Source organism: Azoarcus sp. PA01 (assembly GCA_001274695.2).
Taxonomy (GTDB): Bacteria; Pseudomonadota; Gammaproteobacteria; order Burkholderiales; family Rhodocyclaceae; genus Aromatoleum.
In genome coordinates, this window is the sequence record LARU01000002.1 from 2,015,002 (window position 1) to 2,038,431 (window position 23,430).

Here is a 23,430-nt window from a genome sequence, read left to right on the forward strand (position 1 = left end):
AGCTAGAGGTTGTCATGCCCCGTCGTCGCGAAGTACCGAAGCGTGAAATCCTGCCCGATCCGAAATTCGGCTCGCAGGACGTATCCAAGTTCATCAATGTGATCATGCAGGCCGGCAAGAAGTCCGTTGCCGAGCGTATCGTCTATGGCGCGTTTGCGCAGATTTCCGGCAAGGCCGGCAAGGATCCGCTCGAGGTGTTCTCGTCGGCAGTTGCCAACGTCAAGCCGGTTGTCGAAGTCAAGAGCCGCCGCGTCGGCGGTGCGAACTATCAGGTGCCGGTGGAAGTGCGTCCGTCGCGCCGCATGGCGCTGTCGATGCGCTGGCTGCGTGAAGCTGCCCGCAAGCGCGCCGAGAAGTCGATGGCCCAGCGTCTTGCCGGCGAGCTGCTCGAAGCCGCCGAAGGGCGCGGCTCGGCAATGAAGAAGCGCGAGGAAGTGCACCGCATGGCCGAGGCCAACAAGGCATTCTCTCACTACCGCTTCTGAGGTTCCGAAACGGTGGTTAATCGGGCCCTGGCAAGGGCTCGATTGTTTTGTGACAACACAATTGGATTTTCGCGCAGCGCGCGAATTCTCGAAGGCAGGGTAGACCGTGGCTCGCAAGACTCCCATTGAGCGTTACCGCAACATCGGTATTTCGGCTCACATTGACGCCGGCAAGACAACGACGACCGAGCGCATCCTTTTTTACACTGGCGTGAACCACAAGATTGGTGAAGTTCACGACGGCGCCGCGACGATGGACTGGATGGAGCAGGAGCAGGAGCGGGGGATCACGATCACCTCGGCTGCGACGACCTGCTTCTGGAAAGGCATGGAAATGTCCTTCCCCGAGCACCGCTTCAACATCATCGATACGCCGGGACACGTCGATTTCACGATCGAAGTCGAGCGCTCGATGCGCGTTCTCGATGGCGCCTGCATGGTCTACTGCGCGGTCGGCGGGGTCCAGCCGCAGTCCGAAACCGTGTGGCGGCAGGCGACGAAGTACAAGGTTCCGCGGCTCGCATTCGTCAATAAGATGGACCGTCAGGGAGCGAACTTCTTCAAGGTCGTCGACCAGATGAAGTTGCGCCTCAAGGCCAATCCGGTGCCGATCGTGATTCCGATTGGGGCGGAGGAGAATTTCGTCGGCGTCGTCGATCTGGTCCGCATGAAGGCCATCTATTGGGATGAGGCCTCCCAGGGCATGAAGTTCGACTACCGCGAGATTCCCGGCGAGCTTCTGGCGACGGCCGAGGAATGGCGCGAGAAGATGCTCGAGGCCGCTGCCGAAGCCAGCGAAGAGCTGATGAACGAATATCTCGAGAATGGCGATCTGTCGCACGAGAAGATCGTTGCCGGCCTGCGTCAGCGCACGATCGCCTGCGAAATCCAGCCGATGCTGTGCGGCACGGCATTCAAGAACAAGGGCGTGCAGCGCATGCTCGACGCCGTCATCGAACTGCTTCCGTCACCGGTCGATATCCCGCCGGTTGCCGGCGTCGATGACGATGAAAAACCCGTCGAGCGGCGCGCGGACGATTCCGAGAAGTTCGCGGCGCTCGCGTTCAAGCTGATGACCGACCCGTTCGTCGGCCAGCTGACGTTCGTGCGCGTGTATTCGGGAGTGCTCAAGTCGGGCGAGACGGTGCTGAACTCGGTCAAGGGCAAGAAGGAGCGCATCGGCCGGATCCTGCAGATGCACGCGAACGAACGCGCCGAAATCAAGGAAGTGCTGGCCGGCGACATCGCGGCGTGTGTCGGCCTGAAGGAAGTGACCACGGGCGAGACGCTGTGCGATCCGTCGGCACCGATCATCCTCGAGCGCATGGTTTTCCCGGAGCCGGTGATCCACGTCGCCGTCGAGCCGAAGACCAAGGCCGACCAGGAAAAAATGGGCATCGCGCTCGGCCGCCTCGCAGCGGAAGATCCGTCGTTCCGTGTCCGCACCGACGAGGAGTCCGGTCAGACGATCATCTCCGGCATGGGCGAACTGCACCTCGAAATTCTCGTTGACCGCATGAAGCGCGAGTTCAACGTCGAAGCGACGGTCGGCGCGCCGCAAGTGGCGTACCGCGAAGCGATCCGCAAGCCGGTCGAGCAGGAAGGCAAGTTCGTCAAGCAGTCCGGCGGTCGCGGCCAGTTCGGCCACGTGTGGATCAAGCTCGAGCCGAACGAAACCGGCAAGGGCTACGAGTTCATCGACGCGATCAAGGGCGGCGTCGTCCCGCGCGAGTACATCCCGGCCGTCGACAAGGGCCTGCAGGAGACGCTGCCGAACGGCGTGCTGGCCGGCTTCCCGGTCGTCGATGTCAAGGTCACGCTGTTCGACGGTTCGTACCACGACGTCGATTCGAACGAAAACGCGTTCAAGATGGCCGCTTCGATGGCGTTCAAGGACGCGATGCGCAAGGCGAGCCCGGTGCTGCTCGAGCCGATGATGGCGGTGGTCGTCGAGACCCCCGAGGACTACATGGGCAACGTCATGGGTGACCTTTCCGGTCGTCGCGGCATCGTCCAGGGTATGGACGACCTGCCCGGGGGCATGAAAGAGGTCAAGGCCGAAGTGCCGCTCGCCGAGATGTTCGGCTACGCGACGCAGCTGCGGTCGTTGACGCAGGGTCGCGCGACGTACTCGATGGAATTCAAGCACTATTCCGAGGCGCCGAAGAGCGTGGCGGAAGCGGTGATCAACAATCGCAAGTAATCAACGAACCGAAGCGAGGAATTGAGCAATGGCGAAAGGCAAGTTTGAGCGGACGAAACCGCACGTAAACGTCGGGACGATCGGTCACGTCGACCACGGCAAGACCACCCTGACGGCGGCGATCACGACGATCCTGTCGAAGAAGTTCGGCGGCGAGGCGAAAGCCTACGACCAGATCGACGCGGCGCCCGAAGAGAAAGCGCGCGGCATCACGATCAACACCGCTCACGTCGAGTACGAGACGGCCAACCGTCACTACGCGCATGTCGACTGCCCGGGTCACGCCGACTACGTCAAGAACATGATCACCGGTGCGGCGCAGATGGACGGTGCGATCCTGGTGTGCTCGGCCGCGGACGGCCCGATGCCGCAGACGCGCGAGCACATCCTGCTCGCCCGCCAGGTCGGCGTGCCGTACATCATCGTGTTCCTCAACAAGTGCGACATGGTCGATGACGAGGAGCTCTTGGAGCTCGTCGAGATGGAAGTGCGCGAGCTGCTGTCGAAGTACGACTTCCCGGGCGACGACGTGCCGATCGTCAAGGGCTCGGCGCTGAAAGCGCTCGAAGGCGACCAGAGCGACATCGGCGAGCCGGCGATCTTCCGCCTGGCCGACGCGCTCGACAGCTACATCCCGACCCCGGAGCGCGCGATCGACCGCCCGTTCCTGCTGCCGATCGAAGACGTGTTCTCGATCTCGGGGCGCGGCACCGTCGTCACCGGCCGCGTCGAGCGCGGCATCGTCAAGGTCGGCGAGGAAGTCGAGATCGTCGGCATCAAGCCGACCGTCAAGACCACCTGCACCGGCGTCGAGATGTTCCGCAAGCTGCTCGACCAGGGCCAGGCGGGCGACAACGTCGGCGTGCTGCTGCGCGGCACCAAGCGCGAGGACGTCGAGCGCGGCCAGGTGCTGTGCAAGCCCGGTTCGATCAAGCCGCACACCCACTTCACCGGTGAAGTGTATGTGCTGTCGAAGGAAGAAGGCGGTCGCCACACGCCGTTCTTCAACAACTATCGTCCGCAGTTCTACTTCCGCACGACCGACGTGACCGGCTCGATCGAGCTGCCCGAAGGCACCGAGATGGTGATGCCGGGCGACAACGTGTCGATCACCGTCAAGCTGATGGCGCCGATCGCGATGGAAGAAGGTCTGCGCTTCGCGATCCGCGAAGGCGGTCGTACCGTCGGCGCCGGCGTCGTCGCCAAGATCATCGAGTAATTGCTCGTCTCCGCCCGGGGCTCATTGCCCCGGGTTTTCGCTCTTTCAGGATTTCATCCATGCAAAACCAGAAGATTCGCATCCGTTTGAAGGCGTTCGATTACCGGCTGATCGACCAGTCCGCCCTCGAGATCGTCGATACCGCCAAGCGCACGGGTGCGGTGGTCCGCGGCCCGGTGCCGCTGCCGACCCGTATCGAGCGTTTCGACCTGCTGCGTTCGCCGCACGTCAACAAGGCGTCGCGCGACCAGTTCGAGATCCGCACTCACCAGCGCCTGATGGACATCATCGATCCGACCGACAAGACGGTCGATGCGCTGATGAAGCTGGATCTCCCCGCCGGGGTTGATGTCGAGATCAAGTTGCAGTAAGCCGCTCTAGTTGCGGAGCTTTGCGAAAGGCCGGTATAATCCGGCCTTTGCGCCTTTGGGCGCAATTTACGTGATAGGGCCCGGTCAATCGTAACCGGGGACAGGAGAAGAAGATGAGTCTAGGCCTTGTGGGACGCAAGGTTGGCATGACTCGCATCTTCGCCGAGGACGGCAGGAGTGTCCCGGTGACGGTGCTTGACGTGTCCAACAATCGTGTGACCCAAATCAAGACGCCTGAAAACGACGGTTACGCCGCCGTGCAGGTGACTTTCGGCAAACGCCGCGCAAGTCGGGTTGGAAAGCCCCTTGCCGGACACCTTGCCAAGGCCGGCGTCGAAGCCGGTCACATGCTCAAGGAATTCCGTATCGAAACCGAGCAGGTCGCTGGCTTCAAGGCCGGGGATGTCGTCGGGGTCGATCTCTTTGCGGTCGGGCAGAAGGTGGATGTCACCGGCACGTCGATCGGCAAGGGTTTTTCCGGGGTGATCAAGCGGCACAACTTCTCGTCGAACCGCGCGTCGCACGGCAACTCCGTGTCGCACAACGCGCCGGGCTCGATCGGCATGGCTCAGGATCCGGGTCGGGTTTTCCCCGGCAAGCGGATGGCCGGACAGTACGGCAACACCACGTGCACCACCCAGAGTCTCGAAGTGGTCCGTGTCGATGTCGAGCGTCAGTTGCTCCTGGTGAAGGGGGCTGTACCCGGTTCGAAGGGCGGCGACGTGATCGTCCGTCCGGCGGTCAAGGCCCGTGGCTGAGCGAGGGCGTAATGGAACTTAAATTATTGAATGATCAGGGCGGGCAAGCGGCAACGCTGCAGGCCTCTGATGCGCTGTTCGGGCGCGACTACAACGAAGCCCTGATCCATCAGGTCGTCGTCGCGTACATGGCCAACGCGCGCTCGGGCAACCGCGCGCAGAAAGGTCGCGCGGAAGTCTCCAAGTCGACGCGCAAGCCGTGGCGCCAGAAAGGCACCGGCCGCGCGCGTGCCGGTATGGCGTCGAGCCCCCTGTGGCGCGGAGGCGGCCGGATTTTCCCGAATTCGCCTGAAGACAACTTCTCGCAGAAGCTGAACCGCAAGATGTATCGCGCCGGTGTCGCGTCGATTCTTTCGCAACTTGCGCGCGAAGACCGCCTCGCGGTCGTCGAGAATTTCAGCGTCGAGGCGCCGAAGACGCGCCTGCTGTCGCAGAAGCTCAAAGGCATGGGACTCGACTCGGTGCTGGTCATTACCGACGAGTTCGATGAAAACCTGTTCCTGTCGTCACGGAACCTGCACAAGGTGCTGGTTCTCGAGGTCAGCGAGACGGATCCGGTGTCGCTGGTGCACTACGACCGGGTCATCGTGACCAAGGGTGCGCTGGCCAAGATGGAGGAGGCCTGGCAATGAGCGGATTTAGCCAAGAGCGTCTGATGCAGGTGCTGCTCGCGCCCCAGATCTCCGAAAAGGCGACGTATGTCGCCGACAAGAACGAGCAGGTTGTGTTCAAGGTCGCGTCGACCGCGACCAAGCCCGAAGTCAAGGCGGCTGTCGAATTGCTCTTCAAGGTTGAAGTGAAGTCGGTGCAGATTGCGAACGTGAAAGGCAAGGTCAAGCGTTTCGGCAAGATGACCGGCCGCCGCAAGGACTGGAAGAAGGCGTTCGTTTGCCTCAAGCCGGGCCAGGAAATCAATTTCGCGGCCGGGGAGTGAGGAATCATGGCACTGGTAAAACTTAAGCCTACGTCTGCCGGCCGTCGCGCGATGGTCAAGGTCGTCAATGCGGATCTCTACAAGGGACGTCCGCATGCCGCGCTGGTCGAGAAGCAGTCGAAGAACGCCGGCCGCAACAACAGCGGTCGCATCACCGTCCGTCACCAGGGCGGTGGGCACAAGCAGCACTACCGTCTGGTGGATTTTCGTCGCAACAAGGACGGCATCGCCGCCCGCGTCGAGCGCGTCGAGTACGACCCGAACCGTTCCGCGAACATTGCGCTGATCTGCTACGCCGACGGCGAACGCGCCTACATCATCGCGCCGAAAGGGCTCGAAGTGGGACAGACGGTCCTCAGCGGGCCGGAAGCGCCGATCAAGGCGGGCAACGTGCTGCCGATCCGGAATATTCCGGTCGGTTCGACGATTCACTGCGTCGAACTGATGCCGGGCAAGGGGGCGCAGATCGCGCGTGCCGCCGGTACTTCGGTGCAGCTGCTCGCCCGCGAAGGCGCATATGCCCAGCTGCGGCTGCGCTCCGGCGAAGTCCGTCGGGTGCACGTCGAGTGCCGTGCCGCCATCGGCGTGGTCGGCAACGAAGAGCACGGCTTGCGCAAGATCGGCAAGGCGGGTGCGAACCGCTGGCGCGGTATTCGTCCGACCGTGCGCGGCGTGGCGATGAACCCGGTCGATCACCCGCACGGCGGCGGTGAAGGCCGCACCGGCGAAGGTGGTGTGCCGCGCAGCCCGTGGGGACAGCCGGCCAAGGGCTACCGCACGCGCAGCAACAAGCGCACCGACACGATGATCGTGCAGCGTCGTCACAAGCGTTAAGGGGTAACAAATGGCACGTTCTATTAAAAAAGGCCCGTTTGTCGACGCGCACCTGCTCAAGAAGGTCGACGCCGTGCGGGCGAGCAACGACAAGCGTCCGATCAAGACCTGGTCCCGTCGCTCGACGGTGTTGCCGGACTTCGTCGGCCTGACGATTGCGGTCCATAACGGCCGCCAGCATGTTCCGGTCTTCGTGTCGGAAAACATGGTTGGCCACAAGCTCGGCGAGTTTGCCCTGACCCGTACGTTCAAGGGTCATGCGGCGAGCAAGAAGGCGAAGAGGTAAGGAGTCATCATGGAAACCAGAGCAATTCTCCGCGGCGTTCGCCTGTCTGCCCAGAAGGGGCGGCTGGTGGCGGACCAGGTGCGGGGCAGGCCGGTTGATCAGGCGCTCAACATCCTCGCCTTCTCGCCGAAAAAGGGCGCGCAGATCATCCGCAAAGTGGTGGAGTCGGCGATTGCCAACGCAGAACACAACGATGGCGCAGATATCGACACCCTCAAGGTCAAGACGATCTACGTCGAGGAAGGCACGTCGCTGAAGCGCTTCGCGGCGCGGGCAAAAGGACGCGGGGCCCGCATTCTCAAGCCGACCTGCCACATCTACGTGACCGTCGGGGAATAAGGGGTACATATGGGTCAGAAAATTCATCCGACCGGGTTCCGCCTTGCGGTCACTCGCGACTGGAGTTCCCGTTGGTTCGCCTCGAGCGGCGATTACTCGAGAATGTTGCACGAGGATCTGAAGGTCCGCGATTTTCTCAAGAAGCGTCTTGCTCACGCATCGGTGGGGCGCATCGTCATCGAGCGCCCGGCGAAGAACGCACGGATCACCCTTTTCAGCGCGCGTCCTGGCGTCGTCATCGGCAAGAAGGGCGAGGACATCGAGCTGCTCAAGCGCGAGCTTCAGAAGATCATGGGCGTGCCGGTGCACGTCAATATCGAAGAAGTGCGCAAGCCGGAAATCGATGCCAAGCTGATCGCCGATTCGATCGCCCAGCAGCTCGAAAAGCGAATCATGTTCCGCCGCGCGATGAAGCGCGCGATGCAAAACGCGATGCGCCTCGGGGCGCAGGGCATCAAGATCATGAGCGCGGGACGACTGAACGGCGCGGAGATCGCGCGCACCGAGTGGTACCGCGAAGGGCGCGTGCCGCTGCACACGCTGCGTGCCGATATCGACTACGGCGTATCCGAAGCGAAGACCACGTACGGCATCATCGGTATCAAGGTGTGGGTGTACAAGGGTGAGATGCTCGGGCGCAACGAGCGGCCTGCGGTCGTCGAGAACGAGAACGAGGCTCGTCGCGGTCGCCGCGCGCCTCGCAATGATGCCGGTGACAACCGCGGCGCGAAGCGCCCCGCACGTCGCACCGGTGCCGAACAAGCGGGAGCTGGCGACAAGGCCGGCACCCGGACCAGGAAAGCGGGAGTAGACGATGCTGCAGCCGTCGAGAAGGAAGTATCGTAAGGAGCAGAAGGGCCGGAACACCGGGGTCGCGACGCGCGGCGCCAAGGTCAGCTTCGGCGAGTTCGGGCTCAAGGCGATCGGCCGCGGTCGTCTGACCGCCCGTCAGATCGAGTCCGCACGGCGGGCAATGACCCGGCACATCAAGCGGGGCGGGCGCATCTGGATCCGGATTTTCCCGGACAAGCCGATTTCGAAGAAGCCGGCTGAGGTGCGGATGGGTAACGGCAAGGGGAACCCGGAATACTGGGTCGCCGAGATTCAGCCCGGCAAGGTGTTGTATGAGATGGACGGTGTCGACGAGACGCTCGCCCGCGAAGCGTTCCGGCTCGCCGCCGCGAAGCTTCCGCTCGAGACCGTCTTTGTTCATCGTCAGATGGGGTGAGCATGAAAGCGAGTGAACTCCGCGCGAAAAGCGCCGGTGAATTGAATCAAGAATTGCTCGAACTGCTGAAAGCGCAGTTTTCGTTGCGCATGCAACTTGCGACTCAGCAGCTCGGCAATACGAGCCAACTCGGGAAAGTGCGCCGCGACATCGCGCGCGTGCGTACGCTCCTGCGGGAAAAGGCGGTGCAGAAATGACCGAGCAAGTCGAAAAAGTCAGGCGCGCGCTTGTCGGACGGGTGGTCAGCGACAAGATGCAGAACACGGTGACCGTTCTCGTCGAGCGCCGCGTGAAGCACGAGCTCTACGGCAAGGTGATCACGCGGTCCGCGAAATACCACGCGCATGTAGAAGACGGCGGCGCTGCGGCGGGCGATCTGGTCGAGATCGAGGAATGCCGTCCGATTTCAAAGACCAAGTCGTGGCGTGTGGCGAAGGTGCTCGAGAAGGCTCGGGTCATCTGACGGTAAGGTAGGTCTTCGGACAGCTTGGCAATACAACGCCAAGCTGTTATAGTTTTTATCTTTGCTTTTCGCTCTTCGGGGCTTTCTACCCGTACGGGTTCCAAGACTGACCGCTGTAGCGGGGCAAGTTGGAGATAAATTCATGATTCAAATGCAGTCCAGGCTGGACGTCGCCGACAATACCGGCGCGCGCTCAGTGATGTGCATCAAGGTCCTTGGTGGTTCCAAGCGCCGCTACGCGAGTATCGGCGACATCATCAAGGTCACCATCAAGGATGCCGCGCCGCGCGGGCGCGTGAAAAAAGGCGACATCTACAGCGCCGTCGTCGTGCGTACCGCAAAGGGCGTGCGTCGTCCCGACGGTTCGCTCGTCAAGTTCGATGGCAATGCGGCAGTGCTGCTCAACAACAAGCTCGAGCCGATCGGCACGCGCATCTTCGGGCCGGTGACGCGCGAGCTGCGCACCGAGCGGTTCATGAAGATTGTTTCGCTCGCGCCTGAAGTGCTCTAAGGAGGGCGTGAGATGAACAAGATCCGCAAGGGTGATGAAGTGGTGGTTCTGACCGGCAAGGATCGCGGTCGTCGCGGTGTCGTGTTGAGTCGCGTCGATGACGAGCGGCTGGTCGTCGAAGGCGTGAATCGGGTCAAGAAGCACGTGCGTCCGAACCCGCTCAAGGGTGAAGTGGGCGGCATCGTCGAGAAAGAGATGCCTCTGCATATTTCCAACGTCGCATTGTTCAATCCCGCGGCCCAGAAGGGCGATCGCGTGGGAATCCGGGTGCTTGAAGATGGGCGCAAGGTGCGCTTCTTCAAGTCGAATGGCGAACTGGTGGACGCGTAAGGAGTGGCAATGGCGCGCTTGCAGGAATTCTACAAAGAAACGGTGGCTCCGGAGCTGCTCAAGCAGTTCGGCTACAAGTCCGTGATGGAAGTGCCGCGCATCACCAAGATCACCCTGAACATGGGTGTCGGTGAGGCTGTCGGCGACAAGAAGATTCTCGAACACGCGGTCGGCGACATGGTCAAGATCGCCGGACAGAAGCCGGTGGTGACGAAAGCTCGCAAATCGATTGCAGGGTTCAAGATTCGCGACGGTTACCCGATCGGCTGCATGGTGACGTTGCGTGGCGCGAAGATGTTCGAGTTCCTCGATCGCCTGGTCACGGTGGCGATGCCGCGGATTCGCGACTTTCGCGGCATCGGCGGCAAGGGTTTCGACGGTCGTGGCAACTACAACCTCGGCGTCAAGGAACAGATCATTTTCCCCGAAATCGAGTACGACAAGATCGATGCCCTTCGGGGGATGAACATCAGCATCACGACGACCGCCAAGAGCGATCAGGAAGCTCGGGCCCTGCTCGTCGCGTTCAAGTTCCCGTTCAAGAATTGAGGAAGTTATGGCGAAACTGTCCCTGATCAATCGAGAAGAGAAGCGCCGCAAGACGGTCGAGAAATTCGCCGCCAAGCGCACCGCGCTGATCGCTCAGATCAACGATTTCAAGCTGCCGGAAGAGGAGCGCATGGCCGCTCGTCTGAAGCTGCAGCAGTTGCCGCGCAATGCAAGTCCGGTTCGGGAGCGTAATCGCTGTGCCTTGACCGGGCGTCCGCGCGGTGTGTTCCGCAAGTTCGGATTGTGCCGTAACAAGCTGCGCGACCTGGCGTTCCGCGGCGAGGTGCCCGGCATGACCAAGGCGAGCTGGTAAGGAGATTATCGTATGAGTATGTCCGATCCTATCGCCGACATGCTGACCCGTATCCGTAACGGTCAGCAGGCTCAGAAAGTGAGCGTGTCGATGCCTTGCTCGAAGCTGAAGGTCGCGATCGCGAAAGTCCTGCAGGACGAAGGCTATATCGACGGCTATTCCATTCGCGAAGCGGGCGGCAAGCCGGAACTCGATGTTTCCCTCAAGTACTACGCCGGCCGTCCGGTCATCGAGCGGATCGAGCGCGTCAGCCGCCCCGGTCTGCGCGTGTACAAGGGCAGCGGCGATCTTCCCCGTGTCATGAACGGGCTGGGAGTCGCGATCGTGTCGACGCCTCGCGGCGTCATGACGGACCGTGCGGCGCGAGCCGGTCGGGTCGGCGGCGAAGTCATTTGTTACGTCGCATAAGGGGGGATCATGTCTCGTGTAGCTAAGAATCCGGTGGCAATCCCCCAGGGCGTCGAGATCACGATCGGAGCCGATGAAGTTTCCGTCAAGGGGCCGCTGGGCGCCATGAAACAGTACATCGGCAACGCAGTGACGCTCGAGCGCGACGGTGATGCGGTGGTGTGCAAGGCGCGCGAAGGTGTCGCAAACGGCCGGGCGATGTCCGGCACGGTGCGCGCCCTCGTCAACAACATGGTTACCGGTGTGACGAAAGGCTTCGAGCGCAAGCTCACGCTGGTCGGCGTCGGTTATCGCGCCCAGGCGCAGGGCGACAAGCTCAATCTGACGCTCGGCTTCTCCCACCCGGTGGTGCATCAGATGCCGGCCGGCGTGAAAGTGGAAACTCCGACTCAGACCGAGATCGTCCTCAAGGGCATCGACAAGCAGCAAGTCGGTCAGGTCGCAGCCGAGGTGCGTGCATACCGCGAACCCGAGCCGTACAAGGGCAAGGGCGTCCGTTATTCGGACGAAGTGGTTGTGCTTAAGGAAACCAAGAAGAAGTAAGGGCGGTTCGTCATGAACAAGAAAGAAGTTCGTCTGCGTCGTGCTCGTAAAACCCGAGCCAAAATCGCGGAGCTGAAGTCGGTGCGCCTAACCGTGTTCCGTACCAACTCCCATATCTACGCCCAAGTCATCGACGGTAGCGGTTCGCGGGTGTTGGCGGCGGCGTCGACCGTCGAAGCCGACGTGCGCTCGCAACTGCCGAACGGCGGCAACAAGCAGGCCGCGCAGGTTGTCGGCAAGCTCATCGCCGAGCGGGCGAAGGCCGCCGGGATCGAAGCGGTGGCGTTCGACCGTGCCGGCTTCCAGTATCACGGTCGCGTCAAGGCGCTGGCCGAGGCCGCCCGCGAAGGCGGACTCAAGTTCTAAGCGAGGTTTCGAATGGCTAAGCAACAAAGCAAGCGACCGCAAGCGGCGGATGAGCGCGACGACGGCCTGCGGGAGAAAATGGTTGCGATCAATCGCGTGACCAAGGTCGTCAAGGGCGGCCGCATCCTCGGTTTTGCGGCGCTTACGGTCGTCGGTGACGGCGACGGCGGCGTCGGAATGGGCAAGGGCAAGTCGCGCGAAGTGCCGGTGGCGGTGCAGAAGGCGATGGACGAAGCGCGTCGCAAGCTCAAGAAGATTTCGCTCAAGAACGGCACGTTGCAGCACTCGGTCGTCGGCAAGCACGGCGCGGCCTCCGTGCTGATGCAGCCGGCGCCGAGCGGCACCGGCATCATCGCGGGCGGCCCGATGCGCGCGGTGTTCGAAGTGATGGGCGTCACCGACGTGACCTGCAAGTGCCTCGGCTCCGCCAATCCTTACAACGTCGTGCGTGCGACGCTCAACGGTCTGCTGGCGATCAATACGCCGGCCGAGATCGCTGCCAAGCGTGGCAAGTCGGTCGAAGAGATCCTGGGGTAAGCGATGTCCGAGAAAACGATCAAGGTCACGCTCGTGAAGAGCGTGATCGGCACCAAGCAGTCGCACCGTGCAACCGTCCGCGGTCTCGGCCTGCGACGCATGAACCACTGTGTCGAACTGCAGGACACGCCTGAAGTTCGCGGCATGGTGAACAAGGTGTCGTATCTGCTGAAGTGTGAGGGTTGATATGCGACTCAATACGATAAAGCCCGGCGCCGGTTCGAAATCGGCGGCGAAGCGCGTCGGCCGCGGCATCGGCAGCGGCCTGGGCAAGACCTGCGGACGCGGCCACAAGGGGCAGAAGTCCCGCGCCGGCGGCTTCCACAAAGTCGGTTTCGAAGGCGGTCAGATGCCGCTGCAGCGCCGGCTTCCGAAGCGTGGCTTCGTGTCGCTGACGGCCGCGCGCAAAGTCGAAGTGCGCCTGTCGGAACTCGACAAGCTGCCCGTCGACGACATCGATCTGCTGGTGCTGATGCAGGCCGGTATTGTTCCGGGCGATGCGCTGTCCGCAAAAGTCGTGCTGTCGGGGACGATCGGACGCAAGATCACGCTGCGCGGCATCGGCGCGACCAAAGGCGCGCTGGCGGCGATCGAAGCTGCCGGCGGGTCGGTGGCGACCGCCTAAACCAAGGGAAAGCGAAGTGGCCAATCCTGCTGCCACGCTGGGGGCGTCCGGGCGTTTCGGGGATCTGAAACGCCGTGTCCTGTTCCTGCTCGGTGCACTCCTCGTGTACCGGCTCGGCGCGCACATCCCCGTTCCCGGCATCGATCCGGCGCGACTGTCCGAGCTTTTCCAGTCGCAGGCGGGCGGGATCCTCGGCGTGTTCAACCTGTTTTCCGGCGGGGCGCTGTCGCGGTTCACGATTTTCGCGCTCGGCATCATGCCGTACATCTCGGCGTCGATCATCATGCAGCTGATGACGGTCGCGGTGCCGCAGCTCGAGGCGCTGAAGAAAGAGGGCGAGGCAGGGCGGCGCAAGATCACGCAATACACGCGCTACGGCACGGTTGCGCTGTCCCTCGCGCAGTCGCTGGGCATTGCGATCGCGCTCGAGAGCCAGCCCGGGCTGGTACTCGATCCGGGGCTCATGTTCCGTTTCGTGACCGTCGCGACGCTGGTTACGGGCACGATGTTCCTGATGTGGCTGGGCGAGCAGATCACCGAGCGTGGCATCGGCAACGGCATTTCGCTGATCATTTTCGCCGGTATCGCAGCAGGTTTGCCGAGCGCCATCGGCGGGCTGTTCGAACTGGTGCGCACCGGCGCGATGCATCCTTTCACGGCATTGCTGATCTGTGTGCTCGTAGTGCTGGTGACCGGCTTCGTCGTGTTCGTCGAACGCGGTCAGCGCAAGATCCTGGTGAATTACGCAAAGCGCCAGGTCGGGAACAAGATCTATGGCGGGCAGAGTTCGCATTTGCCGCTGAAGCTCAACATGGCAGGGGTGATCCCGCCGATTTTTGCTTCGAGCATCATCCTGTTTCCGGCGACGCTGGGGCAATGGTTCGGCGCCAGCGAAGGCATGACCTGGCTTCGTGATATCTCCTCGACGCTCGCGCCGGGGCAGCCGATCTACGTCATGCTTTATGCAGCGGCGATCATGTTTTTCTGCTTCTTCTACACGGCGCTGGTGTTCAATGCCCGGGAGACGGCAGACAACCTGAAGAAGAGCGGTGCATTCGTTCCCGGGATTCGGCCCGGCGACCAGACTTCGCGTTATATCGACAAGATCCTTACGCGGCTGACCCTCGTGGGTGCAGTGTACATCACTCTGGTGTGCCTGCTGCCCGAGTTCCTGATCCTTCGCTGGAACGTTCCGTTCTACTTCGGCGGGACCTCGTTGCTGATCATCGTCGTCGTGACGATGGATTTCATGACGCAGGTACAGGCTTACGTGATGTCCCATCAATATGAGAGTTTGCTGAAGAAGGCGAACTTCAAGGGTGCGGGGCTTCCCACCCGGTAACTCATGCGAGGGGCGTAATCGAGATGCAGGGCGAGGTGCCCGAGAATCTGCCCGGCCCACTGTTCCGCGTTCGGATCGAGAACGGACGGGCGATTCTCGGATACATCTAGGGAAGAAGGTGGAGGCGCTGCCTCCGCGTTCTTCCCGGCGACAAGGTCACTGTGCAACTGACGCCCTACGACCTGACGAAGGCCCGGATCGTTTTCCGGACCAGGTAATCAAGAAACTGGAGTAACAAAATGAGAGTTCAGGCTTCGGTAAAGCGGCTTTGCCGCAACTGCAAAATCGTTCGTCGTAAAGGCGTGGTTCGCGTGATCTGCACCGACCCGCGTCACAAGCAGCGCCAGGGTTGATTCTCTAGCGCTCACGTATTATTATTTAATGTTTCGCTTTTTGGGGTAATCGAATGGCCCGTATTGCTGGGGTAAACATTCCCAACCACAAGCATGCCGAGATCGCGCTGACCGCCATCTATGGAATTGGCCGTTCGCGTGCTCAGAAGATTTGCGATGCTGCCAACGTCGTGCGTTCCGTCAAGATGAAGGATCTCACCGAGTCCGACATGGAACGGTTGCGTGACGAAGTGGCGAAATTCATTGTCGAGGGTGATCTTCGTCGCGAGACGACGATGAACATCAAGCGACTGATGGATCTTGGTTGCTATCGTGGTGTTCGTCATCGTCGCGGTCTGCCGCTTCGTGGCCAGCGCACCCGCACCAATGCGCGTACCCGGAAAGGGCCGCGCAAGGCAATCGCCGGCAAGAAGTGACAGGAATAGAAAATGGCTAAAACTGCTGCGAAAGTTCGCAAGAAGGTCAAGAAGAACGTCGCCGAGGGTATCGCCCACGTGCACGCGAGCTTCAACAACACGATCATCACTATCACCGACCGTCAGGGCAATGCGCTGTCCTGGGCGACCTCGGGTGGTGCCGGCTTCAAGGGCTCGCGGAAGAGCACGCCGTTTGCCGCCCAGGTCGCGGCCGAAGCTGCCGGCAAAGCTGCCCAGGAATGTGGCGTCAAGAACCTGGAAGTTCGCATCAAGGGCCCCGGCCCCGGGCGCGAATCTGCTGTCCGCGCGCTCAATGCGCTGGGCATGAAGATCTCCAGCATTACCGACATCACGCCGATCCCGCATAACGGCTGCCGTCCGCCGAAAAAGCGCCGCATCTGACAAGGAGTTTAACGTGGCTCGTAATCTGGATCCCAAGTGCCGTCAGTGCCGCCGCGAGGGCGAAAAGCTGTTTCTGAAGGCCGAGAAGTGCTTCACCGATAAATGTGCCATCGAGCGCCGCGCGTATGCGCCCGGCCAGCATGGCCAGCGTTCCGGTCAACGGATGTCCGGCTACGGCGTGCAGTTGCGCGAAAAGCAGAAGATCCGTCGCCTGTACGGCGTGCTCGAAGCGCAGTTCCGCAAAGTCTATGCCGAGGCCGAGCGCCGTCGCGGCCAGACCGGCGAGAACCTGCTGCAGCTGCTCGAAGGGCGCCTCGACTCGGTCGTCTATCGCATGGGTTTTGGCGGTTCGCGTGCCGAATCGCGTCAGCTGGTGCGGCACAACGGCATCCTCGTCAATGGCAAGCGGGTGAATATCCCGTCGTATGTCGTTCGCCCGGGCGAAGTCGTCGAGCTCACCGAAGCGTCGCGCGGTCAGCTGCGCGTCAAGGCCGCGCTCGAAGCAGCTGCTTCCCGTGGTTTCCCGGAATGGCTGGACGTCGACGCGAAGGCTGGCAAGGGCACCTTCAAGGCATATCCGCAGCGCGCTGAACTGCCGCCGACGATCAATGAAGGCCTGGTCGTCGAACTGTATTCCCGCTAACGGGTTCGCCTGAAGAATCAAAGATCCGAGGAACTGCTGATGCAAAGCAATTCGCTGCTGAAACCCCGCATCATCGACGTCCAGAGTGTGTCGCCGGTCCAGGCCCGCGTCACGATGGAGCCGTTCGAACGCGGTTTCGGCCATACCCTGGGGAACGCGCTGCGGCGCATTCTCCTGTCCTCGTTGCCGGGCTATGCGCCGACCGAAGTGTCCATCGAAGGCGTGCTGCATGAGTATTCCACTCTTGACGGCGTGCGCGAGGATATCGTCGATCTGCTGTTGAACCTCAAGGGCGTGGTGCTCAAGCTCCATAGCCGCAGCGAGGCGACGCTGCGCCTGGCGAAGTCGGGCGATGGGGTGGTCACGGCGCGCGACATCGAGGTTGGGCACGACGTGGAAATCATCAACCCGGATCATGTGATTGCGCACCTCGCGCCGGGCGGAAAGCTCGACATGCAGATCAAGGTCGAGGAAGGCCGCGGTTACGTGCCGGGCAACGTCCGTCCGGCTGCGGGCGACACCAAGACCATCGGCCGCGTCGTGCTCGACGCGTCCTTCAGCCCGGTGCGGCGCGTGAGTTACCTGGTCGAGAGCGCCCGGGTGGAGCAGCGCACCGACCTCGACCGGCTGGTGATCGACATCGAAACGAACGGCGCAGTCGACCCCGAGGAGGCCATCCGCTACGCGGCACGCGTTCTCATGGATCAGCTGTCGGTGTTTGCCGATCTCGAAGGCACGGCGCCGGTCGTCGAGCAGTCCGCGGCGCAGACGATCGACCCGGTGCTGCTGCGCCCGGTGGATGATCTGGAGTTGACGGTTCGGTCGGCCAACTGCCTGAAGGCGGAGAACATTTACTACATCGGCGACCTGATCCAGCGCACCGAGACGGAGTTGCTGAAGACGCCGAATCTGGGCCGCAAGTCGCTGAACGAAATCAAGGAAGTGTTGGCCTCCCGCGGGCTGACTCTCGGGATGAAACTGGAAAACTGGCCGCCGGCCGGGCTCGAAAAGCTCGGTTGAGGCGCGTCAGTGGAGTGAGGAAGAAAAATGCGTCACCGCAACGGTCTTCGCAAACTTAATCGTACCAGCAGCCACCGCCAGGCGATGTTTCGCAACATGGCCAACGCGCTGCTGCGTCACGAAGTCATCAAGACGACTCTGCCCAAGGCCAAGGAATTGCGCCGCGTGGTCGAGCCGCTGATCACCCTCGGCAAGAAGCCGAGCCTGTCGAATCGGCGTCTGGCATTCAACCGGATGCGCGACCGCGAGATGGTGGTCAAACTGTTCGACGTGCTGGGTCCGCGTTTTGCCGAGCGTAACGGCGGCTATCTGCGCATCCTGAAGTTCGGTTTCCGCGACGGCGACAACGCGCCGATGGCGTTGATCGAGCTGCTCGACCGGCCGGCTGAAGGCGAGGAAGAAGCGAATGTGAGCGAGGCGGCTGCGGCCTGAGTCCGGTCGCGTAACGTTTCGCAGCGGAATGGGCCGGGAAACCGGCCCATTTTTTTGGCTCGGCGCCGTTTCGCGGCTCGGCCAGCGGTCAGCGTTGTCTGACTCCCGGTGCGTCGGGCTGCGAAGGTGTCGCGGTCGGAACCGGATCGGTCGGGAACCGTGCGGCAACGGCTCGTCTCGCGAACGCGGAAGACAAGACAGGAGAGGGCGATGAGGGTGGTGCTGGTAACCGGCGGAGCGGGATATATCGGCTCCCATACTTGCGTGGAACTGCTGCAGAGCGGCCACGACGTCGTGGTCGTCGACAACCTGTGCAACAGCAAGTCCGAGGCGCTCGCGAGGGTCGAGCAGATCGCCGGGCGCAGGCTGGCGGGCTTCCACGAGCTCGACATCCGCGAACCCGGCGGTCTGCAAGCCGTTTTCGGCGCTTATCCGGTTGATGCGGTGATCCATTTCGCCGCGCTGAAAGCGGTCGGCGAATCGGTCCGCGAGCCGCTCGAGTACTACGACAACAACATCGGCGGGACGATCGCGCTGACGCGGGCGATGGCCGAAGCCGGCGTGCGCCGGCTCGTGTTCAGCTCCTCGGCGACGGTGTATGGCGATCCGCACAGCGTGCCGATCGCGGAAAGCGCCCCTGCGGCGCCGACCAACCCGTACGGCCGGACAAAGTGGATGACCGAGCAGGTGCTGTCGGACGTCGCCGCGTCCGATCCGCGCTGGCAAGTGGTGTTGCTGCGCTACTTCAATCCGGTTGGCGCGCACCATAGCGGGCGCATCGGGGAAGATCCCCATGGAATCCCGAACAACCTGATGCCGTACATCAGCCAGGTTGCGGTGGGACGCCTGCCGCAGCTGCAGGTGTTCGGCGGCGACTACGCGACGCCGGACGGGACCGGTGTTCGCGACTACATCCACGTCGTGGATCTCGCGCGCGGCCACGTGCAGGCGGTCGAACGCATCGAAGGGCTGCCCGGTGTGACGTGCCTGAATCTCGGCACCGGACGCGGATACAGCGTGCTCGACGTCATTCGCAGCTTCGAGGCGGCGTCCGGCCGCCCGGTCCCGTACCGCATCGTCGACCGCCGCCCTGGCGACATCGCCGCGTGCTGGGCGGATGCCGGCCGGGCGGAAAAAGTGCTGGGCTGGCGGCCGGAGCACGACCTCGATGCGATGTGCCGGGACGCCTGGCACTGGCAGACGAGCAATCCGGACGGCTATCCGGGCTGACGACGAAGAGGCGGGGGCGATGCGCAACACGCGCCCTGGTCGCGGCTCCGCACGACCGGTCGGCGGTGGACACCGGCCCGGTCACGAACTGGATTGTGCGGCAATCCCCGCGACGGCCGGGCGCGCATCGTCCCGCGCCATCGCGTTCTTCAGGTAGCGGCCGGTGTGGCTTGCGGGGTGGGCAGCGAGGGTTTCGGGAGGGGCGCTGCAAAGGATTTTCCCGCCCCGCCCGCCCCCTTCGGGGCCGAGGTCGATCAGCCAGTCGGCAGTCTTGATGACGTCGAGGTTGTGCTCGATGACGACGACAGTGTTGCCGTGGTCGCGCAGGCGGTGCAGCACGCCGAGCAGCAGCTCGATGTCGCGAAAGTGCAGGCCGGTCGTCGGCTCGTCGAGGATGTACAGCGTGCGGCCGGTGTCGCGTTTCGACAGCTCGAGCGCGAGCTTGACCCGCTGTGCTTCCCCGCCGGAAAGCGTCGTCGCGCTCTGGCCCAGGCGAATGTAGCCGAGGCCGACGTCCACGAGCGTTTCGAGTTTGCGCGCGACCGCCGGAACGGCGCGGAAGAACTCCAGCGCGTTTTCCACCGTCATGTCGAGCACTTCGAAGACCGTCTTGCCCTTGTAGCGGATTTCCAGCGTTTCACGGTTGTAGCGCTTGCCGTGGCAGACGTCGCACGGCACGTACATGTCGGGCAGGAAGTGCATCTCGACCTTGATCATCCCGTCGCCCTGGCAGGCTTCGCAGCGTCCGCCCTTGACGTTGAACGAGAAGCGCCCCGGGCCATAGCCGCGCGCGCGCGCTTCGGGCACGCCCGCAAAAAGCTCGCGCACCGGAGTCAGCAGGCCCGTGTAGGTTGCCGGGTTCGAGCGCGGCGTGCGGCCGATCGGCGACTGGTCGACGTTGATGACCTTGTCGAAGAACTCGAGCCCCTCAACTGACGTGTAGGGCGCCGGCTCGGTGTTCGATCCGTAAAGGTGCTTCGCTGCGATCGCATACAGCGTGTCGTTGATCAGCGTCGATTTGCCCGAGCCTGACACGCCGGTCACGCACGTGAGCAGGCCGACCGGCAGTTCCAGGACGACGTCCTTGAGGTTGTTCCCGCTGCAGCCGCGAAGCGTGAGCAGGCGTTGCGGATCGGGAGCGGTGCGCCGCCGCGGGCTCGGGATCGCAAGGCGTCCCGCGAGGTACGCGCCGGTCAGCGACGTCTCGCTGGCGATGATTTCCGCGGGCGTGCCGCGGGCGACGATCTCGCCGCCATGCACCCCGGCGCCCGGGCCCATGTCGACGACGTAGTCCGCCGAGCGGATCGCGTCCTCGTCATGCTCGACGACGATCACCGTGTTGCCGAGGTCGCGAAGCTGGCGCAGCGTGCCGAGCAACCGGTCGTTGTCGCGCTGGTGCAGGCCGATCGACGGCTCGTCGAGGACGTACATGACGCCCGTCAGGCCCGAGCCGATCTGGCTCGCGAGGCGGATGCGCTGGGCTTCGCCGCCCGACAGCGTGTCGGCCGAGCGGTCGAGCGACAGGTAGTCGAGCCCGACGTTGATCAGGAAGCTCAGGCGGTCCGAGATTTCCTTGACGATCTTGCCGGCGACGAGGCCGCGGTGGCCGCTCAGCGACAGCCCGTCGAAAAAGTGTTTGCAGTCGCCGAGCGGCATCCGCCCCACGGCGTGGATCGGCTGGCCGCCGATCAGCACGTGACGGGCTTCGCTGCGCAGCCGCGTACCGCCGCAGCCCGGGCACGGGTGCGTCGCGCGGTACTTGGCGAGCTCCTCGCGCACTGCCGTCGAGTCGGTTTCGCGATAGCGCCGCTCCAGGTTCGGGATGATGCCTTCGAACGGATGTTCCTTCGCGACCGTGCGGCCGTTGTCGGCGAGATAGCGGAACGGGATTTTCCGGCGCCCGGAACCGTGCAGCACGACTTCGCGCACTTCTTCGGGCAGCTCACTGAACGGCGTATCGACGTCGAAACCGTAATGCGCCGCGAGGCTCGCGAGCATCTGGAAGTAGAACTGGTTGCGCCGGTCCCAGCCGCGGATCGCCCCGGCCGACAGCGACAGATCGGGATGCACGACGACGCGCGCGGGATCGAAGAAATCGACCTGACCCAGACCGTCGCACTTCGGGCATGCGCCGGCGGGGTTGTTGAACGAAAACAGGCGGGGTTCAAGTTCGGCGAGCGCGTAGCTGCACACCGGGCACGCGAAGCGGGCGGAGAACAGGTGCTCGGCGCCGCTGTCGATCTCGACCGCGATCGCGCGGCCGTCGGCGTGGGTCAGCGCCGTCTCGAACGATTCGGCGATGCGCCCGCGCTGGTCGGCGCGCACCTTGAGCCGGTCGATGACCACTTCGACCGTATGCCGCCGGCCTTTCTCGAGCGCCGGCAGGGCGTCGAGTTCGCTGACGACGCCATCGACGCGCACGCGCACGAAGCCCTGCGCGCGCAGTTCGGCGAACAGGTCGTGCTGCTCGCCCTTGCGGTACGCGACGACCGGCGCGAGGATCATCAGCCGCGTGTCCTGCGGCAGCGCCAGCACGTGATCGACCATCTGCGAGACCGTCTGCGCTTCGAGCGCCTGGTCCGGGTGGTCCGGGCAGTGCGGCGTGCCGGCGCGCGCGTACAGCAGGCGCAGGTAGTCGTGGATCTCGGTGACCGTGCCGACCGTCGAACGCGGATTGTGGCTGGTCGCTTTCTGCTCGATCGCGATCGCCGGCGAAAGCCCCTCGATCAGGTCGACGTCGGGCTTCTCCATCAGCTGCAGGAACTGCCGCGCGTACGCGGAAAGCGACTCGACGTAGCGGCGCTGGCCTTCGGCGTACAGCGTGTCGAACGCGAGCGAGGACTTGCCCGACCCCGACAGGCCGGTGATCACCGTCAGCCGGTTGCGCGGCAGGTCGAGGCTGATGTTCTTCAGGTTATGGGTGCGGGCGCCGCGGATGCGGATTTCGTCCATGGGGCGGGGGAATTGCCGGAGGGGGAACGCGCCACTATACGAGAGAACACCGGTCGATCCAAACCGGATGAACCGCGAATGCTAGAATCGCCGCTTTGGTCCGCCGCGTCTCCCTAATGTCCCGATTCGAGCACGATTCCATGACCCCCGCGGAGAAGCGGGCCGGCATGAGCCTCGCGGCGATCTTCGCGCTGCGCATGCTCGGCCTGTTCCTGATCCTGCCGGTGTTCGCGGTTCATGCCCATGAGATTCCCGGCGGCGACGACCTGACGCTCGTCGGCCTGGCGATCGGCGCATACGGGCTGACGCAGGCGTTCCTGCAGATCGCCTACGGCGCCGCGTCCGACCGTTTCGGCCGCAAGCCGGTGATCGTGTTCGGCCTGCTGCTGTTCGTCATCGGCAGTGCCGTCGCCGCGCTGGCCGACAGCATCTACATCGTCATCGTCGGCCGGGTCCTGCAGGGCGCCGGTGCGATTTCCGCCGCGGTGACCGCGCTCGCCGCCGACCTCACGCGCGACCAGCATCGCACCAAGGTGATGGCGATGATCGGCTCGAGCATCGGTCTGGTGTTCGCGATTTCGATGGTCGCGGCGCCGCTGCTCTATACGCTGGTCGGCATGAGCGGGATTTTCTGGCTGACCGCAGCGCTGGCCTTTCTTGCGATCGGCGTCGTCGTCTACGTCGTGCCGACGGTGCCGGTGATTCCGCGCGCCGCCGGCGGCAGGCTCGTCGACGTCCTGCGCAACGGACAGCTGATGCGGCTGAACCTCGGCGTGTTCGCGCTGCACCTGATCCAGACCGCGATGTGGGTGCTCGTGCCGGCCGCGATCGTCGCCGGCGGCGCATTGCCGCTGCCCGAGCACTGGAAGGTGTATCTTCCCGCAGTGCTGCTGTCGTTCGCGTTGATGGTGCCGGCGGTGATCGTCGCCGAGCGCCGCGGCATGATGAAGGTGATCTTCAATGCGGCGATCGCGCTGCTCGTCGTCGTGCAGCTCGGCCTGTATGCGCTCGGCGACAGCCTGCTGGCGCTCGGCGTGTGGCTGACGCTGTTTTTCGTCGCCTTCAACGTGCTCGAAGCGGTCCTGCCGTCGTGGATATCGAAGATCGCGCCGCCCCACGCACGAGGCACTGCGCTTGGCGTCTACAACACGCTGCAATCGGTCGGTCTCTTTCTCGGTGGAATGGTCGGCGGCTGGATCGCGCAGCAGTACGGACCGTCAGCCGTCAACCTCGCCTGCGGCTTGCTCGCGCTGGTCTGGCTGATGGTCGCGGCGACAATGAACTCGCCTCCGCGCCGGGTCGTGGCGGCACCGGCGGCACGTTAATCCCTACATGAGG

34 protein-coding genes and 1 pseudogene are annotated in these 23,430 nt (G+C 63.3%); 34 read left to right on the forward strand and 1 reads right to left on the reverse strand.

Annotation, left to right across the window (positions count from 1 at the left end):
- Nucleotides 1-14 precede the first annotated feature (14 nt).
- The 33 genes and pseudogenes from rpsG to galE all read left to right on the forward strand — a co-directional run bounded on the left by rpsG (nt 15) and on the right by galE (nt 19,140).
- Nucleotides 15-485, forward strand: coding sequence for a 30S ribosomal protein S7 (gene rpsG, locus PA01_10260; GenBank protein KON81919.1), 471 nt, complete (start codon nt 15-17; stop codon nt 483-485).
- 106 nt (nt 486-591) lie between these two features.
- Nucleotides 592-2,688, forward strand: a complete 2,097-nt coding sequence (gene fusA / locus PA01_10265) for an elongation factor G (protein ID KON81920.1) — start codon at nt 592-594, stop codon at nt 2,686-2,688.
- Nucleotides 2,689-2,716: 28 nt separating this feature from the next.
- Nucleotides 2,717-3,907 carry an elongation factor Tu gene (gene tuf, locus PA01_10270; protein ID KON81921.1) on the forward strand — a complete coding sequence of 397 codons (1,191 nt, stop codon included), beginning with the start codon at nt 2,717-2,719 and terminating at the stop codon, nt 3,905-3,907.
- 59 nt (nt 3,908-3,966) lie between these two features.
- A complete protein-coding gene (gene rpsJ / locus PA01_10275; protein ID KON81922.1) occupies nt 3,967-4,278 on the forward strand; it encodes a 30S ribosomal protein S10 in 312 nt (103 codons plus the stop codon).
- 113 nt (nt 4,279-4,391) lie between these two features.
- The gene (gene rplC / locus PA01_10280) at nt 4,392-5,036 is read left to right on the forward strand and encodes a 50S ribosomal protein L3 (GenBank protein KON81923.1); all 645 of its coding nucleotides are present in this window, start codon (nt 4,392-4,394) and stop codon (nt 5,034-5,036) included.
- Nucleotides 5,037-5,047: 11 nt separating this feature from the next.
- Nucleotides 5,048-5,668, forward strand: a complete 621-nt coding sequence (gene rplD, locus PA01_10285) for a 50S ribosomal protein L4 (GenBank protein KON81924.1) — start codon at nt 5,048-5,050, stop codon at nt 5,666-5,668.
- A complete protein-coding gene (gene rplW, locus PA01_10290) occupies nt 5,665-5,970 on the forward strand; it encodes a 50S ribosomal protein L23 (GenBank protein KON81925.1) in 306 nt (101 codons plus the stop codon). Before rplD ends, rplW begins: the two co-directional genes overlap by 4 nt.
- A 6-nt stretch (nt 5,971-5,976) precedes the next feature.
- A complete protein-coding gene (rplB, locus tag PA01_10295) occupies nt 5,977-6,804 on the forward strand; it encodes a 50S ribosomal protein L2 (GenBank protein ID KON81926.1) in 828 nt (275 codons plus the stop codon).
- A 10-nt stretch (nt 6,805-6,814) separates the two neighbouring features.
- Complete coding sequence (gene rpsS, locus PA01_10300; protein KON81927.1) at nt 6,815-7,090, forward strand: 30S ribosomal protein S19; 276 nt, start codon at nt 6,815-6,817, stop codon at nt 7,088-7,090.
- A 9-nt stretch (nt 7,091-7,099) separates the two neighbouring features.
- Nucleotides 7,100-7,429 (forward strand): 50S ribosomal protein L22, encoded by a 330-nt coding sequence (gene rplV, locus PA01_10305; protein ID KON81928.1) that lies wholly within the window; start codon nt 7,100-7,102, stop codon nt 7,427-7,429.
- Between the two features lie 9 nt (nt 7,430-7,438).
- Nucleotides 7,439-8,275: a 30S ribosomal protein S3 gene (rpsC, locus tag PA01_10310; protein KON81929.1), complete on the forward strand. Its 837-nt coding sequence runs from the start codon at nt 7,439-7,441 to the stop codon at nt 8,273-8,275.
- Nucleotides 8,244-8,657: a 50S ribosomal protein L16 gene (gene rplP, locus PA01_10315; protein ID KON81930.1), complete on the forward strand. Its 414-nt coding sequence runs from the start codon at nt 8,244-8,246 to the stop codon at nt 8,655-8,657. The genes rpsC and rplP overlap by 32 nt, the downstream gene beginning before the upstream one ends.
- Nucleotides 8,658-8,659: 2 nt before the next feature.
- Nucleotides 8,660-8,854, forward strand: coding sequence for a 50S ribosomal protein L29 (gene rpmC, locus PA01_10320; GenBank protein KON81931.1), 195 nt, complete (start codon nt 8,660-8,662; stop codon nt 8,852-8,854).
- A complete protein-coding gene (rpsQ, locus tag PA01_10325) occupies nt 8,851-9,120 on the forward strand; it encodes a 30S ribosomal protein S17 (protein KON81932.1) in 270 nt (89 codons plus the stop codon). The genes rpmC and rpsQ overlap by 4 nt, the downstream gene beginning before the upstream one ends.
- Before the next feature lie 142 nt (nt 9,121-9,262).
- On the forward strand, nt 9,263-9,631 hold the full coding sequence (gene rplN, locus PA01_10330) for a 50S ribosomal protein L14 (protein ID KON81933.1): 369 nt from the start codon (nt 9,263-9,265) through the stop codon (nt 9,629-9,631).
- 12 nt (nt 9,632-9,643) lie between these two features.
- Complete coding sequence (gene rplX, locus PA01_10335; GenBank protein ID KON81934.1) at nt 9,644-9,961, forward strand: 50S ribosomal protein L24; 318 nt, start codon at nt 9,644-9,646, stop codon at nt 9,959-9,961.
- A gap of 9 nt (nt 9,962-9,970) precedes the next feature.
- Nucleotides 9,971-10,510: a 50S ribosomal protein L5 gene (rplE, locus tag PA01_10340; GenBank protein KON81935.1), complete on the forward strand. Its 540-nt coding sequence runs from the start codon at nt 9,971-9,973 to the stop codon at nt 10,508-10,510.
- Between the two features lie 7 nt (nt 10,511-10,517).
- A complete protein-coding gene (gene rpsN, locus PA01_10345) occupies nt 10,518-10,823 on the forward strand; it encodes a 30S ribosomal protein S14 (GenBank protein KON81936.1) in 306 nt (101 codons plus the stop codon).
- A gap of 12 nt (nt 10,824-10,835) precedes the next feature.
- The gene (gene rpsH / locus PA01_10350) at nt 10,836-11,231 is read left to right on the forward strand and encodes a 30S ribosomal protein S8 (GenBank protein ID KON81937.1); all 396 of its coding nucleotides are present in this window, start codon (nt 10,836-10,838) and stop codon (nt 11,229-11,231) included.
- Nucleotides 11,232-11,240: 9 nt separating this feature from the next.
- Nucleotides 11,241-11,774, forward strand: a complete 534-nt coding sequence (rplF, locus tag PA01_10355; GenBank protein KON81938.1) for a 50S ribosomal protein L6 — start codon at nt 11,241-11,243, stop codon at nt 11,772-11,774.
- Between the two features lie 12 nt (nt 11,775-11,786).
- A complete protein-coding gene (gene rplR, locus PA01_10360) occupies nt 11,787-12,140 on the forward strand; it encodes a 50S ribosomal protein L18 (GenBank protein ID KON81939.1) in 354 nt (117 codons plus the stop codon).
- A 12-nt stretch (nt 12,141-12,152) separates the two neighbouring features.
- A complete protein-coding gene (rpsE, locus tag PA01_10365) occupies nt 12,153-12,677 on the forward strand; it encodes a 30S ribosomal protein S5 (protein ID KON81940.1) in 525 nt (174 codons plus the stop codon).
- A 3-nt stretch (nt 12,678-12,680) separates the two neighbouring features.
- Nucleotides 12,681-12,863, forward strand: coding sequence for a 50S ribosomal protein L30 (gene rpmD / locus PA01_10370; protein ID KON81941.1), 183 nt, complete (start codon nt 12,681-12,683; stop codon nt 12,861-12,863).
- Nucleotide 12,864: 1 nt separating this feature from the next.
- Nucleotides 12,865-13,302 (forward strand): 50S ribosomal protein L15, encoded by a 438-nt coding sequence (rplO, locus tag PA01_10375; protein ID KON81942.1) that lies wholly within the window; start codon nt 12,865-12,867, stop codon nt 13,300-13,302.
- A 16-nt stretch (nt 13,303-13,318) separates the two neighbouring features.
- Nucleotides 13,319-14,644, forward strand: a complete 1,326-nt coding sequence (gene secY, locus PA01_10380; protein KON81943.1) for a preprotein translocase subunit SecY — start codon at nt 13,319-13,321, stop codon at nt 14,642-14,644.
- 23 nt (nt 14,645-14,667) lie between these two features.
- A pseudogene (gene infA, locus PA01_10385) lies at nt 14,668-14,862 on the forward strand (translation initiation factor IF-1).
- Between the two features lie 21 nt (nt 14,863-14,883).
- Nucleotides 14,884-14,997 carry a 50S ribosomal protein L36 gene (gene rpmJ / locus PA01_18805; GenBank protein ID KAI5913098.1) on the forward strand — a complete coding sequence of 38 codons (114 nt, stop codon included), beginning with the start codon at nt 14,884-14,886 and terminating at the stop codon, nt 14,995-14,997.
- A gap of 53 nt (nt 14,998-15,050) precedes the next feature.
- Nucleotides 15,051-15,413 carry a 30S ribosomal protein S13 gene (gene rpsM / locus PA01_10390; GenBank protein ID KON81944.1) on the forward strand — a complete coding sequence of 121 codons (363 nt, stop codon included), beginning with the start codon at nt 15,051-15,053 and terminating at the stop codon, nt 15,411-15,413.
- Nucleotides 15,414-15,425: 12 nt separating this feature from the next.
- The gene (rpsK, locus tag PA01_10395; GenBank protein ID KON81945.1) at nt 15,426-15,815 is read left to right on the forward strand and encodes a 30S ribosomal protein S11; all 390 of its coding nucleotides are present in this window, start codon (nt 15,426-15,428) and stop codon (nt 15,813-15,815) included.
- Between the two features lie 13 nt (nt 15,816-15,828).
- Nucleotides 15,829-16,458 (forward strand): 30S ribosomal protein S4, encoded by a 630-nt coding sequence (rpsD, locus tag PA01_10400; protein KON81946.1) that lies wholly within the window; start codon nt 15,829-15,831, stop codon nt 16,456-16,458.
- Between the two features lie 39 nt (nt 16,459-16,497).
- A complete protein-coding gene (gene rpoA, locus PA01_10405; GenBank protein ID KON81947.1) occupies nt 16,498-17,478 on the forward strand; it encodes a DNA-directed RNA polymerase subunit alpha in 981 nt (326 codons plus the stop codon).
- A 27-nt stretch (nt 17,479-17,505) separates the two neighbouring features.
- Complete coding sequence (rplQ, locus tag PA01_10410) at nt 17,506-17,910, forward strand: 50S ribosomal protein L17 (GenBank protein ID KON81948.1); 405 nt, start codon at nt 17,506-17,508, stop codon at nt 17,908-17,910.
- Between the two features lie 210 nt (nt 17,911-18,120).
- Nucleotides 18,121-19,140, forward strand: a complete 1,020-nt coding sequence (galE, locus tag PA01_10415; GenBank protein KON81949.1) for a UDP-glucose 4-epimerase GalE — start codon at nt 18,121-18,123, stop codon at nt 19,138-19,140.
- A gap of 81 nt (nt 19,141-19,221) precedes the next feature.
- Here the strand turns inward: galE and uvrA are convergent, their stop codons facing one another.
- Nucleotides 19,222-22,092 (reverse strand): excinuclease ABC subunit UvrA, encoded by a 2,871-nt coding sequence (uvrA, locus tag PA01_10420; protein KON81950.1) that lies wholly within the window; start codon nt 22,090-22,092, stop codon nt 19,222-19,224.
- Between the two features lie 140 nt (nt 22,093-22,232).
- On the opposite strand from uvrA, the gene PA01_10425 reads away from it, so the two are divergent.
- The gene (locus PA01_10425; GenBank protein KON81951.1) at nt 22,233-23,417 is read left to right on the forward strand and encodes an MFS transporter; all 1,185 of its coding nucleotides are present in this window, start codon (nt 22,233-22,235) and stop codon (nt 23,415-23,417) included.
- Nucleotides 23,418-23,430 lie beyond the last annotated feature (13 nt).

What these genes read in the sequence shown, in the direction of transcription:
- rplW (KON81925.1), top strand. Translation starts at nt 5,665, where the DNA reads ATGAGCGGATTTAGCCAAGAGCGTCTGATGCAGGTGCTGCTCGCGCCC.
- rpmC (KON81931.1), top strand. Translation starts at nt 8,660, where the DNA reads ATGAAAGCGAGTGAACTCCGCGCGAAAAGCGCCGGTGAATTGAATCAA.
- rpsN (KON81936.1), top strand. Translation starts at nt 10,518, where the DNA reads ATGGCGAAACTGTCCCTGATCAATCGAGAAGAGAAGCGCCGCAAGACG.
- rpmD (KON81941.1), top strand. Translation starts at nt 12,681, where the DNA reads ATGTCCGAGAAAACGATCAAGGTCACGCTCGTGAAGAGCGTGATCGGC.
- rplB (KON81926.1), top strand. Translation starts at nt 5,977, where the DNA reads ATGGCACTGGTAAAACTTAAGCCTACGTCTGCCGGCCGTCGCGCGATG.
- rplP (KON81930.1), top strand. Translation starts at nt 8,244, where the DNA reads ATGCTGCAGCCGTCGAGAAGGAAGTATCGTAAGGAGCAGAAGGGCCGG.
- tuf (KON81921.1), top strand. Translation starts at nt 2,717, where the DNA reads ATGGCGAAAGGCAAGTTTGAGCGGACGAAACCGCACGTAAACGTCGGG.
- rplR (KON81939.1), top strand. Translation starts at nt 11,787, where the DNA reads ATGAACAAGAAAGAAGTTCGTCTGCGTCGTGCTCGTAAAACCCGAGCC.
- uvrA (KON81950.1), bottom strand. Translation starts at nt 22,092, where the DNA reads ATGGACGAAATCCGCATCCGCGGCGCCCGCACCCATAACCTGAAGAAC.
- rpsH (KON81937.1), top strand. Translation starts at nt 10,836, where the DNA reads ATGAGTATGTCCGATCCTATCGCCGACATGCTGACCCGTATCCGTAAC.
- rpmJ (KAI5913098.1), top strand. Translation starts at nt 14,884, where the DNA reads ATGAGAGTTCAGGCTTCGGTAAAGCGGCTTTGCCGCAACTGCAAAATC.
- rpsC (KON81929.1), top strand. Translation starts at nt 7,439, where the DNA reads ATGGGTCAGAAAATTCATCCGACCGGGTTCCGCCTTGCGGTCACTCGC.
- rpsG (KON81919.1), top strand. Translation starts at nt 15, where the DNA reads ATGCCCCGTCGTCGCGAAGTACCGAAGCGTGAAATCCTGCCCGATCCG.
- rpsS (KON81927.1), top strand. Translation starts at nt 6,815, where the DNA reads ATGGCACGTTCTATTAAAAAAGGCCCGTTTGTCGACGCGCACCTGCTC.
- PA01_10425 (KON81951.1), top strand. Translation starts at nt 22,233, where the DNA reads ATGACCCCCGCGGAGAAGCGGGCCGGCATGAGCCTCGCGGCGATCTTC.
- rpsK (KON81945.1), top strand. Translation starts at nt 15,426, where the DNA reads ATGGCTAAAACTGCTGCGAAAGTTCGCAAGAAGGTCAAGAAGAACGTC.
- rpsJ (KON81922.1), top strand. Translation starts at nt 3,967, where the DNA reads ATGCAAAACCAGAAGATTCGCATCCGTTTGAAGGCGTTCGATTACCGG.
- rpsE (KON81940.1), top strand. Translation starts at nt 12,153, where the DNA reads ATGGCTAAGCAACAAAGCAAGCGACCGCAAGCGGCGGATGAGCGCGAC.
- rplF (KON81938.1), top strand. Translation starts at nt 11,241, where the DNA reads ATGTCTCGTGTAGCTAAGAATCCGGTGGCAATCCCCCAGGGCGTCGAG.
- rplC (KON81923.1), top strand. Translation starts at nt 4,392, where the DNA reads ATGAGTCTAGGCCTTGTGGGACGCAAGGTTGGCATGACTCGCATCTTC.
- rpoA (KON81947.1), top strand. Translation starts at nt 16,498, where the DNA reads ATGCAAAGCAATTCGCTGCTGAAACCCCGCATCATCGACGTCCAGAGT.
- rplO (KON81942.1), top strand. Translation starts at nt 12,865, where the DNA reads ATGCGACTCAATACGATAAAGCCCGGCGCCGGTTCGAAATCGGCGGCG.
- rplD (KON81924.1), top strand. Translation starts at nt 5,048, where the DNA reads ATGGAACTTAAATTATTGAATGATCAGGGCGGGCAAGCGGCAACGCTG.
- rplN (KON81933.1), top strand. Translation starts at nt 9,263, where the DNA reads ATGATTCAAATGCAGTCCAGGCTGGACGTCGCCGACAATACCGGCGCG.
- rplV (KON81928.1), top strand. Translation starts at nt 7,100, where the DNA reads ATGGAAACCAGAGCAATTCTCCGCGGCGTTCGCCTGTCTGCCCAGAAG.
- rplE (KON81935.1), top strand. Translation starts at nt 9,971, where the DNA reads ATGGCGCGCTTGCAGGAATTCTACAAAGAAACGGTGGCTCCGGAGCTG.
- rpsM (KON81944.1), top strand. Translation starts at nt 15,051, where the DNA reads ATGGCCCGTATTGCTGGGGTAAACATTCCCAACCACAAGCATGCCGAG.
- galE (KON81949.1), top strand. Translation starts at nt 18,121, where the DNA reads ATGAGGGTGGTGCTGGTAACCGGCGGAGCGGGATATATCGGCTCCCAT.
- rpsQ (KON81932.1), top strand. Translation starts at nt 8,851, where the DNA reads ATGACCGAGCAAGTCGAAAAAGTCAGGCGCGCGCTTGTCGGACGGGTG.
- rplX (KON81934.1), top strand. Translation starts at nt 9,644, where the DNA reads ATGAACAAGATCCGCAAGGGTGATGAAGTGGTGGTTCTGACCGGCAAG.
- rplQ (KON81948.1), top strand. Translation starts at nt 17,506, where the DNA reads ATGCGTCACCGCAACGGTCTTCGCAAACTTAATCGTACCAGCAGCCAC.